At 61.9% G+C, this 16144-nt stretch carries 19 protein-coding genes and 1 tRNA gene; 10 read left to right on the top strand and 10 right to left on the bottom strand.

The features are described from left to right. Positions 1 to 17: 17 nt before the first annotated feature. The 3 genes from M2360_RS15245 to M2360_RS15235 all read right to left on the bottom strand — a co-directional run bounded on the left by M2360_RS15245 (position 18) and on the right by M2360_RS15235 (position 1792). On the bottom strand, positions 18 to 389 hold the full coding sequence (locus M2360_RS15245; RefSeq protein ID WP_280776114.1) for a response regulator: 372 nt from the start codon (positions 387 to 389) through the stop codon (positions 18 to 20). Positions 390 to 535: 146 nt separating this feature from the next. Next, positions 536 to 1078 carry a hypoxanthine phosphoribosyltransferase gene (gene hpt, locus M2360_RS15240; protein ID WP_280776113.1) on the bottom strand — a complete coding sequence of 181 codons (543 nt, stop codon included), beginning with the start codon at positions 1076 to 1078 and terminating at the stop codon, positions 536 to 538. Positions 1079 to 1135: 57 nt separating this feature from the next. Further along, positions 1136 to 1792, bottom strand: coding sequence for a hypothetical protein (locus tag M2360_RS15235; RefSeq protein ID WP_280776112.1), 657 nt, complete (start codon positions 1790 to 1792; stop codon positions 1136 to 1138). 132 nt (positions 1793 to 1924) lie between these two features. On the opposite strand from M2360_RS15235, the gene ftsE reads away from it, so the two are divergent. The 4 genes from ftsE to M2360_RS15215 all read left to right on the top strand — a co-directional run bounded on the left by ftsE (position 1925) and on the right by M2360_RS15215 (position 5139). Beyond that, on the top strand, positions 1925 to 2584 hold the full coding sequence (gene ftsE, locus M2360_RS15230; protein ID WP_280776111.1) for a cell division ATP-binding protein FtsE: 660 nt from the start codon (positions 1925 to 1927) through the stop codon (positions 2582 to 2584). Next, positions 2577 to 3557 (top strand): ABC transporter permease, encoded by a 981-nt coding sequence (locus M2360_RS15225; RefSeq protein WP_280776110.1) that lies wholly within the window; start codon positions 2577 to 2579, stop codon positions 3555 to 3557. The genes ftsE and M2360_RS15225 overlap by 8 nt, the downstream gene beginning before the upstream one ends. Before the next feature lie 58 nt (positions 3558 to 3615). Further along, on the top strand, positions 3616 to 4275 hold the full coding sequence (locus tag M2360_RS15220; protein ID WP_280776109.1) for a YdcF family protein: 660 nt from the start codon (positions 3616 to 3618) through the stop codon (positions 4273 to 4275). Positions 4276 to 4344: 69 nt separating this feature from the next. After that, entirely contained in the window at positions 4345 to 5139 is a 795-nt protein-coding gene (locus M2360_RS15215; protein ID WP_280776108.1) for a lysophospholipid acyltransferase family protein, read from the top strand. On the opposite strand, the gene M2360_RS15210 is transcribed toward M2360_RS15215, so the two are convergent. After that, positions 5124 to 5684: a gamma-glutamylcyclotransferase gene (locus M2360_RS15210; RefSeq protein WP_280776107.1), complete on the bottom strand. Its 561-nt coding sequence runs from the start codon at positions 5682 to 5684 to the stop codon at positions 5124 to 5126. The two genes, M2360_RS15215 and M2360_RS15210, sit on opposite strands and share 16 nt — an antisense overlap. 29 nt (positions 5685 to 5713) lie before the next feature. Between M2360_RS15210 and M2360_RS15205 the strand changes: the two genes are divergently transcribed. Next, positions 5714 to 6715, top strand: coding sequence for a DUF2125 domain-containing protein (locus tag M2360_RS15205; RefSeq protein ID WP_280776106.1), 1002 nt, complete (start codon positions 5714 to 5716; stop codon positions 6713 to 6715). A gap of 23 nt (positions 6716 to 6738) precedes the next feature. On the opposite strand, the gene M2360_RS15200 is transcribed toward M2360_RS15205, so the two are convergent. Continuing rightward, the gene (locus M2360_RS15200) at positions 6739 to 8400 is read right to left on the bottom strand and encodes an AMP-binding protein (protein WP_280776105.1); all 1662 of its coding nucleotides are present in this window, start codon (positions 8398 to 8400) and stop codon (positions 6739 to 6741) included. Positions 8401 to 8573: 173 nt separating this feature from the next. Between M2360_RS15200 and M2360_RS15195 the strand changes: the two genes are divergently transcribed. Beyond that, a complete protein-coding gene (locus tag M2360_RS15195) occupies positions 8574 to 9503 on the top strand; it encodes a DMT family transporter (RefSeq protein ID WP_280776104.1) in 930 nt (309 codons plus the stop codon). A gap of 36 nt (positions 9504 to 9539) precedes the next feature. Here M2360_RS15195 and M2360_RS15190 read toward each other — a convergent pair. After that, positions 9540 to 9624: transfer RNA gene (locus M2360_RS15190), tRNA-Leu, on the bottom strand. 210 nt (positions 9625 to 9834) lie between these two features. Between M2360_RS15190 and M2360_RS15185 the strand changes: the two genes are divergently transcribed. Beyond that, entirely contained in the window at positions 9835 to 10425 is a 591-nt protein-coding gene (locus M2360_RS15185; protein WP_280776103.1) for a YqaA family protein, read from the top strand. 7 nt (positions 10426 to 10432) lie between these two features. Continuing rightward, positions 10433 to 10933 (top strand): disulfide bond formation protein B, encoded by a 501-nt coding sequence (locus tag M2360_RS15180; RefSeq protein ID WP_280776102.1) that lies wholly within the window; start codon positions 10433 to 10435, stop codon positions 10931 to 10933. 27 nt (positions 10934 to 10960) lie between these two features. Here M2360_RS15180 and M2360_RS15175 read toward each other — a convergent pair whose 3' ends face one another. The 3 genes from M2360_RS15175 to gloB form a co-directional block, all read right to left on the bottom strand. After that, entirely contained in the window at positions 10961 to 11518 is a 558-nt protein-coding gene (locus M2360_RS15175; protein ID WP_280776101.1) for an HNH endonuclease, read from the bottom strand. 103 nt (positions 11519 to 11621) lie between these two features. Then, the gene (locus M2360_RS15170) at positions 11622 to 12263 is read right to left on the bottom strand and encodes a DNA-3-methyladenine glycosylase 2 family protein (RefSeq protein WP_280776100.1); all 642 of its coding nucleotides are present in this window, start codon (positions 12261 to 12263) and stop codon (positions 11622 to 11624) included. A 2-nt stretch (positions 12264 to 12265) separates the two neighbouring features. Next, on the bottom strand, positions 12266 to 13036 hold the full coding sequence (gene gloB / locus M2360_RS15165; RefSeq protein ID WP_280776099.1) for a hydroxyacylglutathione hydrolase: 771 nt from the start codon (positions 13034 to 13036) through the stop codon (positions 12266 to 12268). Between the two features lie 79 nt (positions 13037 to 13115). Between gloB and M2360_RS15160 the strand changes: the two genes are divergently transcribed. Both M2360_RS15160 and M2360_RS15155 read left to right on the top strand, forming a co-directional pair. Then, on the top strand, positions 13116 to 13859 hold the full coding sequence (locus M2360_RS15160; protein ID WP_280776098.1) for a class I SAM-dependent methyltransferase: 744 nt from the start codon (positions 13116 to 13118) through the stop codon (positions 13857 to 13859). 72 nt (positions 13860 to 13931) lie between these two features. Continuing rightward, on the top strand, positions 13932 to 14858 hold the full coding sequence (locus M2360_RS15155; protein ID WP_280776097.1) for a prephenate/arogenate dehydrogenase family protein: 927 nt from the start codon (positions 13932 to 13934) through the stop codon (positions 14856 to 14858). Here M2360_RS15155 and M2360_RS15150 read toward each other — a convergent pair whose 3' ends face one another. Continuing rightward, positions 14859 to 16142 (bottom strand): GNAT family N-acetyltransferase, encoded by a 1284-nt coding sequence (locus M2360_RS15150; RefSeq protein ID WP_280776096.1) that lies wholly within the window; start codon positions 16140 to 16142, stop codon positions 14859 to 14861. Positions 16143 to 16144: the final 2 nt, after the last annotated feature.

Genomic DNA, 16144 nt, shown 5'->3' with positions numbered 1-16144 from the left:
GCGCTCAGCATATTGGTTCAGGCCGCTTTCTGCGTGGTCAGCGCACGCGCCACGGCAGTGCGGATATCGGGCAGCGAAAACGGTTTGGAGACCACGTCGACGATCTTTTCCATGAGGTCGTCGGCGCGCTCGCGCTGTTCGGCGTAACCGGTCATCAGCAGGATCTTGAGATCGGGATGATTGGCCGACGCCTTGTGGGCCAGTTCGATGCCGTCCATCACCGGCATGCGGATATCCGATAAAAGCAGGTCGAAGGAACCATCGCCCAGGGCTTCCAGTCCTTCGGCGCCGTCCGCCGCCTCGACGGTCTCATGACCATCAAGCCGAAGCGCCCGCGCCACAAAATGGCGGAGTGAATCTTCGTCTTCGGTAATGAGAATGCGGGCCATGATGTTTACCTCGTTTTAACGCGAGGACCAGTGAACACCACCGCCCCTTTGGGAAAGGTAAACGCGGGCAGCGCTGCCGCCCGCTAATGCCGCTTATGCTTGCCCAAAGGTTTACGCTGCGAAAGGCCGCCTTCGGGCAAACGATTTCAGGCTTCGCCGGTCACGACGCCGACGAAAGGCAGTTCGCGGAAGGCGTAGGCCACATCCATGCCATAGCCGACGACGAAATGGTCCGGACAGGAAAAGCCGACATAGTCGGCTTCGAGCGCGGTCTGCCGCTTGTCATGCTTGTCAAGCAACACGGCGATCGTCACCGTGCGCGCGCCGCGCTCATACATCAGTTCCTTGGCGAAAGTCAGCGTGCGCCCGGATTCGAGAATGTCGTCGATCAGCAGGATATCGCGGTCCTTCACGTCGCTGTCGATGTCCTTAATGATGCGGACGCCCTGCGACACGGTGCCGGCGCCATAGCTCGACAGCGTGATGAACTCCACTTCCGGCGCCAAACCAACAGTATGCAGCGCGCGGATCAGATCGGCCGCGAAGATGAAGGAGCCTTTAAGCACCGAGATCACCAGAAGATCATTGGTGGGGCCGGCGGCAATCTGCTTGGCGAGCGCGGTGTTGCGCTCGGCGATCATTTCCGCCGTGAAGAGCGGCTCGATCGTCTTGCCGCGAATGACATGCATGGTGAAGCTCCGATACTGGTTCCAATAGCGTCCGTTACCACGACCGTGCGCCCCGGTTCAACGCAGGGCGATCATAATCGTGAGATCCTCGGCCTTCGCACCGCCGATCTGGAACCGCCCGGAGAAAGGAAAGCGTATGGATGGCGCGATCCGGTCAGCGGCAATGTCGATTTTGCCGAGTCGCGCGCGGCTTGCGCCGCTGACGAGTTCGAGCACGGGGGTCACGAGCACAGCCGCGCCGTCATTGACGAGTTCACCCTCGACCTCGGCCACGCGCATTCCGTCAAGTTCACGAGTGGAAATTTTCAGATTGGACACGAGATAGGGACCGGCGCGCAGCTCCGCGCCGCCGTTTACGGCGTTGAAACCGCCCAATAGCCAGAACATGGCGATAACGGCGGCTGACAGCAGGCAAGTGAAGGCTTGCGGCGAAAGCTTTAGCAGCCGGCGCTCCACTGCGTCTGCGAAACTATAGCCCCACCGGAAGATGGCGGCGAGAACAAGCGCCAGGACTGAGGGTTCGGCCGTTGTGATGGAAGCGCGCCTGTTGTCATTGCTGCGCGGGCGGGCAGGGCCGCCGAGCACTTCGAAGACCGCGTCTTCGACATCGAGCTTTGCGGCGCGTTTCGATCCATGCGGCCTGGACGCGCGATCAGGCGGAAGAACGTCGATGTCGGCGACGGTTCGCCAGGCTTTGTTGTTGTTCGCCTGCATGGCCTTCCTCATCGGTTTGCCAGCCGACGCGTCGCCGGCATTGAACTTCACCTTTATGAGAAGTAAACTGTCGTGGTTAATGCTTCGCTAACGGCGCGTGAGCCCTTCTCCTCGGACCAACTGGACAAAACGTTGATTCATTTCGAAAATGTTGGCCTGCGCTATGGTATGGGGCCGGAGATCCTGAAGGATCTCACCTTCGATATTCCCAAACGCTCGTTTCAGTTCCTCACTGGCCCCTCCGGCGCCGGCAAGACCAGTCTGCTCAGGCTGCTGTTCATGTCGCTCAAGCCGACGCGCGGATTGATCCGTGTTTTCGGGCGCGAAACGTCGACGATCCCGCAAAGCGAACTGCCGCTCCTACGTCGGCGCATCGGCATCGTGTTTCAGGATTTTCGCCTGCTCGACCATCTGACCACCTATGAAAATGTAGCGCTTCCCTTGCGTGTTCGCGGTAAGGACGAAGCCGGCTATCGTTCCGACGTGGTCGAGCTCCTGAAATGGGTGGGGCTCGGCGACCGCATAAATGTTCTGCCTCCCGTGCTTTCTGGCGGCGAAAAGCAGCGCGCGGCCATCGCGCGCGCCTTGATCGACCAGCCGGAACTGCTGCTCGCGGATGAGCCGACCGGCAATGTCGATCCTCCCATGGCAAAGCGCATTCTCAAACTGTTCATGGAGCTGAACCGCTTCGGCACCGCGGTGGTGATCGCCACCCATGACCTCGCTTTGATGGACCAGGTCGAGGCGCGTCGCATGATCCTCACCTCAGGGCGGCTCGATCTCTATGAATGACGCCGCCCAGAAACCCCGCCGCGAAATCGCGCTTCGCCCGACCGCCGCCATCGTTCCGCAACGCAGCGTCCAGAGCAAGGCCCTGCTCGCGGTCATCGTGATCATGTCGTTCCTGGCCTGCCTGACCATCGGCGCCGTCGGCATGATCCGCGCGACCGCCGATTCCTGGGCGAGCGAGATTTCCCGCGAAATCACCATACAGATAAAGCCGGACGAAACGCTCGACATGGAGAAGGCGCTCATGGACGCGCGCGATCTCGCGATGTCCTTTGTCGGCACCAAGACGGGTTCGGTGCTCGACAAGGCCGCCACGTCGCGGCTTCTCGAGCCCTGGCTGGGCGCTGGCCTCGATATTGACGAACTGCCGGTGCCGCGGCTGGTGGTGATCACCATCGACGAGCGCAATCCGCCCGATTTCGCGGCGATGCGCGAGGCGCTGCAAAAGAAGATCCCGCAGGCCTATCTCGACGATCACCGCACCTGGGTCGACCGGCTGGTGTCCATGGCGCGGACAACAGTGGTGATAGGCTCGGCCGTGCTGGGCCTGGTGTTCTTCGCCATGGTGCTGACGGTAATTTTCGCGACCCGGGGCGCGCTGGCAGGCAACCGGCATATTGTCGAGGTTCTGCACTTCGTGGGCGCGGAATCGACCTTCGTGGCGCAGGAATTCCAAAAGCATTTCCTGCTGATTTCATTGAAAGGTTCGCTGGCCGGGGCCTTTCTCGCGGCCGGCTCCTTTGCGGCGGCCGGCTGGTGGCAGTCCAGCAGCATCGCCACGCCGGAAAGCGATCAGGCGACCGCTCTGTTCGGCGCCTTCACCATCGACTGGACTGGCTATGTCGGCATCTTCCTGACCATGCTAGTGATCGCGGCGTTGACGACGCTCACGGCGCGGTTCACGGTGATGCGAACGATCGACGAAATCGACCATATCCGCTCCGATCCTGGTCGCCTCGATATACATCAGGAATGAGCAATACAACCTGAAATGCCTATATTGGGCCTCAAAATTTGGCTATTCCTCTTGCCCGATGACTCATAACGAAGAGCCCGAGCAGGACGCGCTCGGCCAGCCGCCAAAGCGCGGACTGGCCTCGCTCGCCATACGCCTGTTCCTGAGAACGGTTGGGTTCATCGTGCTCGCCTCCATCGCGGCCTTCGGCATCGGCTTTGTGGTTTTCTATACCCAGGTTGCGGCGCTCGCACCGATCGACAATCCCAAGGCGGACGCCATCGTCGCGCTGACCGGCGGCTATCAACGCATCGATCAGGCGGTGCAATTGCTGGCCCAAGGGGCTGGAAAGCGGCTGCTGATCTCGGGGGTCAATCCGGCCACCTCTGTCGGCCATATCCGCTCCTTCACCAGGAGCCGCAAGGACCTTTTCCAATGCTGCGTCGACCTCGGTCATGACGCGCGCAACACCGAAGGCAATGCCGCCGAGACCGTGCAATGGATCCGCGCCCATGGCTACACGACCGTGATCCTCGTCACCAACAACTATCATATGCCGCGCAGCCTCGCCGAAATCCGCCGTCTCGACCGCGACACCGATTTCCTGGCCTACCCTGTGGAAAAGCGGCTGACACTCGCCGACATCGCCGCCAATCCGCTGCTTCTGCGAACGCTGATGTCGGAATATGTAAAATATCTGCTGGTCGTCAGCCGCGATTACACCGGCATTGTCCCCTGAGCATATGCGGCTATGCATCCTTGCCTGCATCGGCTAAGGAGAGCACATATCGGTGTTCGGGACTTTTCCATGATTTATCTGCGTTCGGCCCTGTTTCAGCTCGCCTTTTATGTGAGCTTCATCGTTCAGATGATCATCTTCTCGCCGGTCTATTTCTTCCTGCCGCGCAAGACCGCCTATGTGATCCCGAAAAACTGGGCGCGACTCAATCTCTGGCTCGCCAAGACCATCATCCCCTTGACCTATGAGGTCGAGGGCCGCGAGAACATTCCCGAAGGCGGCTGCATCATCGCGGCGAAGCACCAGTCCTTCTGGGACGTGATCGCCATCGTGCCGATGGTCGACGACCCGGTCTATATCCTGAAGCGCGAATTGCTATGGATTCCCCTGTTTGGCTGGTACGCCGCCAAGCAGGACATGATCCCGATCAAGCGCTCCGACAAAAGCCGGGCGATTCCCAACATGATTGCCCGCGCCCGCGAAGAACTCGCCAAGAAGCGGCAGTTGATCATCTATCCCGAAGGCACTCGCAAGGCGCCGGGCGCGGAGCCGGACTACAAATATGGTGTCGCCCGCCTCTATAGCGACCTGCGGGTTCCGGTCGTGCCGATGGTCGTGCATGCCGGCCTGTTCTGGCCGCGCCATGGCTTCCTGCGACAGCCGGGCCATATCAAGATCCGCATCATGAAGCCGATCGAGCCGGGCATGCCATCGCAGACTTTCTTCCAGCATCTCGTCACCGAAATGGAAGCCGAGAGCGATCGTCTGCTGGTGGAAACCGTCGAGGCCAATCCGCATCTGGAGCTTTCGGCGATCACCCGCTCGCGGCTAAAGGCGATCAAGGAGGCTCAGGCTGCGGGCTGAGCGCAGTTGAGCCCCTTCGCCACCGCCTCCATCCAGTGATCGCGAATGCCGAGTTCGCGCAGATGCGCCAGCGTGTTGAGAACATAATCGACATTGGCGCCGGACACGCCTCTGGCGCCCGCCACGATCTCGGCGGCCCGCTCGACGCTGAGCCCCGCCGCATATTGGCGATGGCGGCGATCAACGACATAGGTGACGGCCAGCCGCCGGGCGCCGCAATCCAGCGTCACCGGCGCGACGCGCTCCAGATAGACATTGGTGACCAACTCGCGAGCCCGGAGATAGGCGAGCACCTCGTCGCGGCGATCGGCGCGCACACGGAAAGCAGCCCCTTTGCAGGCGCCGCCGCGATCGAGACCCAGCACCAGGCCAGGATTTTCCTCGGTGCCGCGATGGACCCAGGAATGGATGCAGAGAGCGCGATGATAACCGCGAATCACCGCCAACCGCCGCTCCTCGTGGTCGAAGCCCGGATTCCACATCAGCGAACCGTAGCCAAACACCCAAAATTCGTCCATATCGGCAGGCAAGGGCTTCGTAGACATTCGCGACAGACTGATCCGAGAGTGAGTTCATGCAAGACAAGACCAGCGCGCCCTCATCCGCCTCCCGCAAGATCAGGCGGCTTGGCGTCGCAGTGGCGCTCGTCGTCGCCCTTTATTCCGCCGGCTGGTTCTTTGTTGCAAGCAAAATCGAAACGGAACTCGATGCGCGCATCGCCAATCCCGCGACTTTGGGCCTGTCCGAACTCATCTGCGACGCCCCTGAGGTCGACGGCTTTCCCTTTCTCATCGGCGCGACCTGCGCACGATCTGGTCTGACAACGAAGGACGGGCTGTCGGCGAGCGCCGGCGCCGCGCGCATCGCCGCCCGCATCTATGCCCCGACCAGCACCATCGCCGAGATCGACAGTCCGGGCGCTGTGACCGCGCCGGATGGTTCGACGGTAGAGGCAACCTGGAAGTTATTGCGCGCTGGCGCGAGCGCCGGCCTCGATGGTCTCACATCGCTGTCTTTGACCGGCACGGACATCAAGACCGGGCTTCGGCTGGCGCTATTGCCTGTTGATCTCGATGTCGGCGCTGAAGAAGGACAGGCGCATCTGCGCCGCGTCGATCGCAATCTCGAACTCGCCTTTCTCGCCCGCAAACTGACGATTTCCTCCGAAACCGGCGAGGTGCTGCTGCCGGAAATCTCAACCAGCCTGGAAGCGCGGATCGATGATCAGGCGGAGGTTATGTCCGGCGGGCCGCTTCGGCTGCGCGCGTCAAGCGGCACGATCACCAGCTTCAAGATCGAGACCACTGACGGCCTGTTCGGCGAACTCTCGGGCGATTTCGATATTGATGAAGAAGGTTATCTGAACGGAAAATTTGGCGCCAAGCTCGACGATATCGACGCCTGGAAAAAGAGATTGAGCGAGATTTTTCCGGACGCCCGCGATTCTATCTCGGCCGTCTCAGCACTCCTCAAGGGCCTCGCCAAGGGCAAGGACGATGTGAAGGTGACGATCCGCGTTGACCATGGCCGCATCTCGCTCAGCATGATCCCGCTCGGACGCATTCCGCCGCTCTGATCTCACCCCAGGGATCGTTGGCGTCAGGCGCTGTTGCGGCGCCGGATATCGCCCGCCGCCTCCCGGGCGGCGCGGTCGCGCAACTCGCGGCGGATCACCTTGCCTGTGGTGGTCAAGGGCAGCGCGTCGATGAAGTCGACTTCGCGCGGATATTCATGCATCGACAGGCGATGGCGCACCCAGTCGGAAATATCCTGTTTCAGGGCCTCGTCGCCGGTAACGCCATCGGCAAGCACCACATAGGCCTTGACGATTTCCGTGCGCAACGCATCCGGCTTGCCAACCACCGCTGCAAGGCGGATGGCGGGATGCGAGATCAGGCAATCCTCGATTTCCGCCGGGCCGATGCGGTAGCCCGACGAGGTGATGACATCGTCGTCGCGGCCGAAGAAATCGACATAGCCGTCCGCATCCATCACGCCCTGGTCGCCGGTGAGCATCCAGTCGCCGATGAATTTCTTCTGCGTCGCCTCCGGATTGTTCCAGTAGCCAAGAAACATCACCGGATCGGGCCGCCGAACCGCGATCTGCCCCGCTTTGCCTGAAGGCAGCACGCGCCCCAATTCGTCGATCACGGCGACCGTATGGCCCGGCATGGTCTTGCCGATCGCGCCGGCCCGGCTGACCCCGAAACCGACGATCGAGCCCAACACGATATTGCATTCGGTCTGGCCGTAGAATTCGTTCACTGTGATCCCAAGGGTCCGCTTCGCCCAGTCATAGGTCTCACGGCCCAGTGTTTCACCCGCAGAGCCAATGGCGCGCAGCTTCAGCGCATAACGCTCAAGGGGCTTGTCGATCGCCGCCATCAAGCGAAGCGCGGTCGGCGGAATAAAGGCATTGGTGACGCCGAGATCGGCCATGATTCGATAAGCGAGATCCGGATCGAATTTCTGCGCCGGCGAGGACACCACCGGCACGCCAAGCATCAAACCCGGCAGCAGACAATTGAGAAGTCCGCCCGCCCAGGCCCAGTCCGATGGGGTCCAGAATTTGTCGCCAGGCTGCGGCATCATCTCCTGCGCCGCCTGCACCCCGGGCACATGGCCAGCCAGCACCCGATGGGCGTGCAGCGCGCCCTTGGGCGGTCCCGTCGTCCCCGAGGTGTAGATCATCAGCGCCGGATCGTCCTTGCTGGTGTCGAGCGCGACGAAATCATCCGCCTCGGCCTCGATCAGCGCCTGAAACGCCAGAGCAGAGGCGCCTGCCGGCTCGGTGACCACGACATGGCGAAGCGACGGCAGACCGGAGAGCAGCGGTTCAAGCTTGCTGTAGCCATAGGCGTTGGTGACGATGGCCTGAGCGCCCGAATCCTTCAGCCGGTAGTCCAGCGCATCGGCGCCGAACAACAGAGCGAGCGGCAGCGCCACGCCGCCCATCTTGTAGATGCCGAGATGGGCGATGACGGTTTCGAAACATTGCGGCAGGAGGATCGCGACACGATCGCCGGGCTTCACGCCAAGTCGAACGAGAGAGGCGGCGAACCGGTTGGAGAGATCGGCGAGTTCGCCATAGCTCATGCGGCGATGCCGGCCGTCGAGTTCGTAATGTTCGAGCGCCAGCCGTGAAGGCTCCCGCGCCGCCCAGATATCAGCGACCGCGCGGCCCATATTGAATTTTTCCGGAATATCCCAGCGGAAACGGGCCATCAGCTCGTCATAACCGCCGCAATCTGGCAGGAACATGTACACAAACCCCGCGTGTTGGTGCGCTGCAATAGCATATTTCGCACTGCGTGGAAATAGAGGCTCGAGCGGCGTGTCCGCAGGCGTCGCACGGTATTTTTCGAGGATGTCGCGATCCGGACTTGGCGCTGATTTTGCGGACGTTAATCTGGCATCGAAATCCGGGATTCGCCATGCAGAACAGAACCGCCTTCGGGGTCGCCATGCTGTGCCTTGGCGTGCTTGTCTTCTCGCTGCAGGACGCAGTGATCAAATCCGTGTCCGGCTCTTATGCGCTGACCGAAGTCGTGTCGATCCGCTGCCTGATCTCGGCGCCGATCCTCATCGCCTTTGTCTGGTGGGAGCATCGCAGTCTCAAGCCGCTTTTCTCCCCCAATGCGCGCTCGCTCGCCGTGCGCTCGGCCATCATGCTGCTGGCTTACACCAGCTATTACATGGCCTTTCCCGCCCTGCCGCTGGCCGACGCCGTGGCGCTCTATTTCACCGTGCCGCTGTTCATGCTGGCGCTTGCGGCGCCCCTGCTCGGCGAAATCATCACGCCGCGCAAGATCCTCGCCGCCCTGATCGGCTTCGCCGGCGTGCTGGTGATGCTCAGGCCGGGCCTCGGCGTGTTCGAGCCGGCCGCGCTTTTGTCGCTGTTCTCAGCCGCAACCTATGCGCTGTCCATGCTGATGGCGCGCCGCCTGGGCGACAAGGAAACGGCCTCGGTGATGGCGAGCTACCAGAACGGCGTCTATCTGATCGGCGCGCTGATCATCGCCGCGATCACCCATCTGATCGGCGTCGAAGAACTCGGCCATCCCTCGCTCGATTTCCTGGTGCGGTCCTGGTCCTGGCCGACGCTCGCCGATTTCCTCGCCATCGCCTCCTGCGGCGTCATTGCGGCGATCGGCGTGACGCTGCTCACCCAGGCCTATCGCGTCGCCAAAGCCAGCATCGTCGGCTCTTTTGAGTATACCGGCATGCTCTGGGCCCCGCTCTGGGGCTTCCTGTTCTTCGGCGAGATTCCGTATCTGACGACGCTTGTGGGCGCATTGCTGATCATCGGGGGAGGATTGATTGCGCTGTTGGGACGGGAGGCGCGTGCGGAAGCATCCGCTTGATCAGTCGCGACAAAAAACTGCAATCTTTCTGGAAGGTGGTGCCCCATGCCGGACTCGAACCAGCACTCCTTTCGGAACTCGATTTTGAGTCGAGCGCGTCTACCAATTCCGCCAATGGGGCACGTCAGTGAGGAAAATCACTGGGAGACTGCGCGGGACTATACGAAGGCGAAGGCCCTGGTCAACCGGTTTTTTGTACATTTGATTGTGATTTCGCTCTCCAGGCTGGGCCATGCTTTCACGCCGAAGTGTGCGCGCAAGCCTGCAAGGAAATTTGCAAATTTCCGGCGGCGGGCCTAAAGACGATGCGATTGCGTGAACGGGGCTGATGATGCTGAGACGACTTTACGACTGGACCATGCGGCTCGCCGAACGTCCTTCAGCCGAACTCTGGCTGTTCGTGATTTCCTTCGTCGAAAGCTCGATCTTTCTGGTGCCGGCCGAAGTACTGTTCCTGCCCATGGCGATCGCCAATCCGCGCAAGGTCTGGCGCTACGGCCTGATCGCCGCGCTCGGCTCCATCCTGGGCGGCGTCGCCGGCTGGATGATCGGCTATTACGCCTTCGAGGCCATCGCCAAGCCGATCCTGGAATTCTATGGCAAGCTCGACGATTTCGAGACGCTGAAATCGGCGGTGTCGCTGGAACTGGTGATGCTGTTTCTGTTTACATCCGGCGTGGCGCATCTGCCGCCGCTCAAGGTGGTGACCATTCTGTCCGGCGTGCTGCAGGTCAATCTGCTGGTGTTCTTCCTGGCGGCGGTGGTGGCCCGCGGCGGCAAATTCATGCTGCTGTCCTGGCTGTTCGCCCGCTATGGCAGCCCGATCCGCGACTTCATCGAGCGCCGGCTCAACATGATCGCGGGCTCGGCCGCCGTGGCGCTGATTCTCGCCTATTTCCTCTATCTCGCGCTGAAACATTGAGGCTTCCATGATCGCGGACCGACCCAATCTGGGCGTCGCCCTTCTCCTCACGCTCGGCATGAGCGTGGTGATCGCAAGCGCGCTCGGGTTTGAGCATATCGGCGGCTATGTGCCCTGCGCGCTCTGCCTGTTGCAACGCGATCCCTATTATATCGGCGTGCCACTCGGACTGGTCGCCATCTTGGTTGCATGGCTGCGTCTGCCGCCCGTGATCACGAAGATGCTGATCGCGCTCATCGTGCTGACTATGCTGATCGGGGCCGGGCTCGGCGTCTATCATTCGGGCGTGGAATGGCGCTTCTGGGAAGGCCCGGCAACGTGTTCGACGTCGGTCAACGCCGTGTCGCAGAATGCCGGCAGCCTGCTCGACGACATCAACAAGCAGCACGGCCCATCCTGCACGGACGCCACGCTGCGCGTGCTCGGTCTGTCTTTTGCGGGCTGGAACGTGATTGCGAGCCTTGTGCTCGCGGCGATCGGCATCCGGGGATTGCTGCGCAAGGCGTGAAAAAACGGCCCACAAAGGGCCGCCCCGTCAAGGCTGCAGTTCGGTGTCCCAATAGAGATAATCGAGCCAGCTATCATGTAGATAGTTCGGCGGAAACAGCCGGCCATTGTTGTGCAGGTCCTGCACCGTCGGCCGGTAAGGCTTCTGCATCGGGAACATGCCCGCCTGGCGCGGCAGTTTGGAGCCCTTGCGCAGATTGCAGGGCGCACAGGCCGTGACGACATTTTCCCAGGTCGTCTGGCCGCCAAGCGCGCGCGGCGTCACATGGTCGAAGGTGAGATCGTCCTCACATCCGCAATACTGGCATTCGAACTTGTCGCGCAGGAAGACATTGAAGCGCGTGAAGGCCGGATAGCGCGACGGCTGAACATAGGATTTCAAGCAGACGACGCTCGGCAGCTTCATCGAATAGCTGGGCGAGGACACCGAATGCTCATATTCGGCGATGATGTTCACGCGGTCAAGAAATACGGCCTTGATCGCGTCCTGCCAGGACCACAGCGACAAGGGGTAATAACTCAAGGGCCGATAGTCCGCATTAAGGACCAACGCCGGAAGCGACTGGGGTGATACTGCAATCGTCAAGATGCACTCCCTGACCGATTCGAATTCCCTGCTCCTTCATACTAGGCGCATTGCAACAGGATTGTGAAGCCTGAAAAGAAACGCTTTTTTAAGAAAGCGCGCATCAACCGGCCAACACGCCCGCGCCGCGTCGCTCTGTCGCATAAAACGCCCAGAGGAGCCGCGCCGCCGCCGAGCGCAAGGGCCGCCACGTCTCCGCCATCTGCCGCAATTGCCGTTGTTGCGGCGGCTCCACCAGACCGAACGCGCGAGCGGCGGCCGTCTGCAAGGCGACGTCGCCAGCCGGGAAAATATCGGCGTGGCCGCCGGAAAACAGAAGATAGACTTCGGCCGTCCATGGACCGACGCCGCGAATGGCGGTGAGCGCGCCGATCGCCTCTTCGGCCGGAAGGCTTGCGATGGCTTCCAGATCAAGGCCCGCACGGCAGGCTTCGGCGACGGCGCGAAGTGCGATGATTTTGCCGCCAGACAGGCCGACAGCGCGCAAGTCGGCTTCGGCAAGCGAGAGCAGCCGCGCGGGCTCCACCACACCGGACGCGGCCTCAAGCCGCGCCCAGATCGCCTCGGCCGAGGCGCGCGACACCATTTGCGAGACAATGATCGAAGCGAGCGCGGCGTAACCCGCCGGCCGGAACCGTAGCGGGATATCCCCCGCCCGCGCAACGACCGCGCCAAAGCGCGGATCGAGCGCGACGAGTTCAGCCACGGCCTCGGCGATTTCCGCCTCGCTCGTCAGCCGACGCATGGTCAGAACCGGTCCTTTCGGGCGCGGATTTCGGCAAAGACCTGCCAGTCCTCGGCATCCTCCATGCCGAGATGGGCGCGAAGGGTGGGATCGTCGGCGCGCAGGAAAGGATTGGTGGCGATTTCGTCGGCTAACAAAGTCGGCGCGGTGGGGCGGCCTTCGGCGCGCAGCGTCTCGATCGCCTCGACACGCACTTTCAGCGCCGCATTATCCGGATCGATGGTCAGCGCGAAACGCGCGTTGGACAGCGTGTATTCATGGCCGAAATAAACGATAGTGTCGGAAGGCAGAGCGCGGAGTTTGAGAAGCGACGGCCACATGACTTCGGCCGGCCGCTCGAACAATCGCCCGCAGCCAAGCGCAAACAGCGTGTCGGCCGAAAACAGCAATTTGTCTTGCGGCAGATGATAGCAGATATGGCCCGCGGTATGGCCGGGCGTCTCGATCACCTCGACTGGATGACCGGCAAAATCGAAACTGTCGCCATCGCCAACCGTCGCGTCGATGCCGGGAATCCGGTCCGCCTCGTTTTTCGGTCCGACAATCCTGACACCGAACCGCGCCTTGAGCGCCAGATTGGCCTCGACGTGATCCGGATGATGATGTGTGGTGAAGATATCGGTCAGCGTCCAGCCCCGCCTCTCGAGCGCCGCGAGGATCGCGGGCTCTTCGGGCGCATCGATCGAGGCCGTCCGCCTGCTCACGGGATCATGGAGCAGGACGCCGAAATTATCGCTGCGGCAGGTGAACAATTCGATCTCGAGCGTCGCCATGGGTCTCTCCTCTGCGGTCGTTGGCAAGATTTAGTGGTTCGAGGCTTGAAGTCCAACCCGCCCTCGTTACATTTGCGCCATGAACACTGATATCGTGGACCTCCGGCAATTTTATCACTCGCCACTCGGCCGGCTGGCGGAGGCCTCGATCACCGCAGGCCTCAGAGGCCTCTGGCCTCGGCTGCCCGACGAGCGCCTGCTCGGCCTGGGTTATGCGCCGCCCTACCTCGATCACCTCAAGCAGGACGCCGAACGCGCCTTCGCCTTCATGCCGGCGGGCCAGGGGGCGGTGAACTGGCCGTCGGACGGATTTTCCGCCACCGCGCTGGTGTTCGATGAAGAATTGCCGCTGCCTGACGCCTCGATCGATCGGGTTCTGCTGGTGCATTCGCTGGAATTCGCCGAAAATCCGCGCGAGATGCTAAAGGAAGTCTGGCGTGTTCTGGCGCCTGGCGGACGACTGGTGGTGGTGGCGCCCAATCGCCGCGGCGTCTGGGCGCGGCTGGAACACACGCCTTTCGGCGCCGGCCGACCCTATTCGGGCGGGCAGTTGGTGACGCTGCTGCGCGAAGCCAATTTTACCCCCGGCGCCTCAGCCGGAGCGCTGTTCTTTCCGCCCTATCGCAGCCGGGCAATGCTCAAGCTATTGTCCGGGCTCGAACCGCTCGGGCGGCGTCTGTTGCCGGTATTCTCTGGCGTGATCCTCTATGAAGCGCAGAAACGGCTCTATCAGGGCCTGCCCGTGTTTGCGCGCGCCTCACGGCGCGTCTTCGCGCCGGTTCTGTCGCCGCAAGGCGTGCCCACGGCGCGCAAAGCGGATTAATCGCCAATCTCGACAAACGCCGGCGCGCGGTCTATGGCGTGAGCGAAATCTTTCGGGGCGCGTCTTCTGACCATGAACACACTTCAATTCGACAAGATCGCGCTGATCGGCATCGGCCTGATCGGCTCCTCCATCGCTCGCGCCGTCAAGGAAAAGGGCCTCGCGCGCGAGGTGGCGATATCGACCCGCTCGCGCCAGACGCTGGCGCGGGCCGAGGAACTCGGTCTGGGCACACTCTATTGCGAACAAGCCCGCGACTGCGTGCGCGACGCCGACCTTGTCATCGTCTCCGTTCCGGTCGGCGCATCCGGCGCCGTGGCGGAGGAGATCGCCGCATCCCTCAAGCCTGGCGCAATCCTGACCGATGTCGGCTCCACCAAAGCCTCGGTGATCAGCCAGATGCTGCCGTATGTGCCGGAGGGCGTCCATCTCATTCCCGGCCATCCGATCGCCGGCACCGAACATTCCGGTCCCGATGCGGGCTTTGCCGATCTCTTCGAAGGGCGCTGGTGCATCCTGACGCCGGTGGAAGGCAGCCAAGCCGAACCGATCGTCAGACTTCGTCATTTCTGGGAAACGCTGGGGTCAAAGGTCGAGGAGATGGACCCGGCCCATCACGACAAGGTGCTGGCGATCGTCTCGCATCTGCCGCATATCATCGCCTACAATATCGTCGGCACGGCGGCGGATCTGGAGACGGTGACCGAATCGGAAGTCATCAAATATTCGGCGTCCGGTTTCCGCGACTTCACACGCCTCGCCTCCTCCGATCCCACCATGTGGCGCGATGTCTGCCTGCACAACAAAGACGCGATCCTGGAAATGCTGGCGCGATTCTCCGAGGATCTCGCTTATCTGCAGCGGGCGATCCGTTGGGGCGAAGGCGACAAGCTGTTCGATCTCTTCACCCGCACTCGCGCCGTTCGCCGCTCGATCATCGATGCGGGACAGGATACGGCGGCGCCGGATTTCGGCCGCCACATCAAGCCGACGCCCTGATCAACTCCGTCCTGCGAAAGCGCGGATCTTTTCGCGGATCATCTTCGCCACACTCTTGGTGTTCTGATAGAGATGCAACTGCGAGCCGGCCTGACGCACGTCTCGGTCGGCATGCGGGGTCAGGCCCACGATCAACGTGCCCATCGTCTCGCGTTCGCGCCAGAAGCGGCTCATGATGGGATGATCCGGCGCCGCGAGCGAATCCGTACGCGTGATATTGGCGTCGTCGAGATGCCATTCGGTCACCTGCGCCATCAACAATTTGCCGGGCGAGAAACGCGCGTAAGCCTCGTCGAAAGCCGTTTTCCAGGCATAGGCTTCGCCATTCATCATCAGCACGATCAGAGACGCGATCGCCTTGCCGTCGAGATCAATGGTGTGAATGCGGGCCTGGTCGATTTCTGCGAGGTTGTAGACCGCCTCACGCGCCATGGCGGCGCGATAGCGGTCCGACAGCATGGCGGTGCGCTTGCGGCCCTTCCAACCCGAGGCTTCGAGCAGCAGGAACTCTTCCATGCGCATGCGGATGTCACGCGGCTGACGGGCGACATTGTAGCTGGCGGCGCCGGCGCCGGCCTGTTCGAGCAATCCCCATTGCCGGCGCATTTCGCGTAAATGCGAAGACTTGATCGAGGCGCGCAGATAGGTTTCGCCATCTTCAGGGCTTTCGAGCATCGGCCGCTCACTCAGGCCGACCACATCGACCGGAAGGTTGCGCGACATGGCGATGGCTTTCATCAGCTGGGTGAAAGGACCGCGCACGCGAATATCCGGGATCACCAGCACCTGGGGAAGCTTGGCCTTGGGATCTGCAAGCGCGGTCAGCAGATGATCGAGCGTTTCGGCCGCCCCTTCGGAATCCACCAGCGGCGTGCCGAGGGGACCGAAATTATTAGCCCAGACACGCAGGATCGGCGCACCCAGCGAGAAGCCGGGCTTTTCGATCGAAAACGGCATGAGATAGCGCAGACGGCTGCGACCGGCCAGATCGTCACGGATCAAGGCCAGACGAACTTCGCGATCCTCCAGACGCGGCATAGCCGGCGCAAGAAAGCGGCTGGAGAAAAAGACATTCGGTTCAAGCGCACGGTTGGAGAGGAAATCGAGCTCGTTCTGAAGGTCATAACCCGACTGGGTGTGATAGATCGACAGCGTCCGACCAGGCTTGCCGGTCTCAAGCGTAATCAGCGCGGCAGGGCGATCGAGGTCGCCGGCGAGCCGGCCCTCTGCGAGCTGCAGTGAATTTTGCAATCCATCGTCCTGATGAGCGGGCGTCAGCGCCATGG

The organism is Rhizobium sp. SG_E_25_P2, from assembly GCF_029892285.1.
GTDB lineage: Bacteria > Pseudomonadota > Alphaproteobacteria > Rhizobiales > Rhizobiaceae > Rhizobium_E.
The sequence above is the reverse complement of the archived record's forward strand: the minus strand, read 5'-3'. Positions and strand labels throughout refer to the sequence as shown.

What these genes read in the sequence shown, in the direction of transcription:
- M2360_RS15245 (WP_280776114.1), bottom strand. Translation starts at nt 389, where the DNA reads ATGGCCCGCATTCTCATTACCGAAGACGAAGATTCACTCCGCCATTTT.
- M2360_RS15210 (WP_280776107.1), bottom strand. Translation starts at nt 5,684, where the DNA reads ATGTCTACGAAGCCCTTGCCTGCCGATATGGACGAATTTTGGGTGTTT.
- M2360_RS15215 (WP_280776108.1), top strand. Translation starts at nt 4,345, where the DNA reads ATGATTTATCTGCGTTCGGCCCTGTTTCAGCTCGCCTTTTATGTGAGC.
- M2360_RS15235 (WP_280776112.1), bottom strand. Translation starts at nt 1,792, where the DNA reads ATGCAGGCGAACAACAACAAAGCCTGGCGAACCGTCGCCGACATCGAC.
- M2360_RS15205 (WP_280776106.1), top strand. Translation starts at nt 5,714, where the DNA reads ATGCAAGACAAGACCAGCGCGCCCTCATCCGCCTCCCGCAAGATCAGG.
- hpt (WP_280776113.1), bottom strand. Translation starts at nt 1,078, where the DNA reads ATGCATGTCATTCGCGGCAAGACGATCGAGCCGCTCTTCACGGCGGAA.
- M2360_RS15155 (WP_280776097.1), top strand. Translation starts at nt 13,932, where the DNA reads ATGAACACACTTCAATTCGACAAGATCGCGCTGATCGGCATCGGCCTG.
- M2360_RS15200 (WP_280776105.1), bottom strand. Translation starts at nt 8,400, where the DNA reads ATGTTCCTGCCAGATTGCGGCGGTTATGACGAGCTGATGGCCCGTTTC.
- M2360_RS15160 (WP_280776098.1), top strand. Translation starts at nt 13,116, where the DNA reads ATGAACACTGATATCGTGGACCTCCGGCAATTTTATCACTCGCCACTC.
- M2360_RS15150 (WP_280776096.1), bottom strand. Translation starts at nt 16,142, where the DNA reads ATGGCGCTGACGCCCGCTCATCAGGACGATGGATTGCAAAATTCACTG.
- M2360_RS15220 (WP_280776109.1), top strand. Translation starts at nt 3,616, where the DNA reads ATGACTCATAACGAAGAGCCCGAGCAGGACGCGCTCGGCCAGCCGCCA.
- M2360_RS15185 (WP_280776103.1), top strand. Translation starts at nt 9,835, where the DNA reads ATGCTGAGACGACTTTACGACTGGACCATGCGGCTCGCCGAACGTCCT.
- M2360_RS15195 (WP_280776104.1), top strand. Translation starts at nt 8,574, where the DNA reads ATGCAGAACAGAACCGCCTTCGGGGTCGCCATGCTGTGCCTTGGCGTG.
- M2360_RS15225 (WP_280776110.1), top strand. Translation starts at nt 2,577, where the DNA reads ATGAATGACGCCGCCCAGAAACCCCGCCGCGAAATCGCGCTTCGCCCG.
- gloB (WP_280776099.1), bottom strand. Translation starts at nt 13,036, where the DNA reads ATGGCGACGCTCGAGATCGAATTGTTCACCTGCCGCAGCGATAATTTC.
- M2360_RS15170 (WP_280776100.1), bottom strand. Translation starts at nt 12,263, where the DNA reads ATGCGTCGGCTGACGAGCGAGGCGGAAATCGCCGAGGCCGTGGCTGAA.
- M2360_RS15180 (WP_280776102.1), top strand. Translation starts at nt 10,433, where the DNA reads ATGATCGCGGACCGACCCAATCTGGGCGTCGCCCTTCTCCTCACGCTC.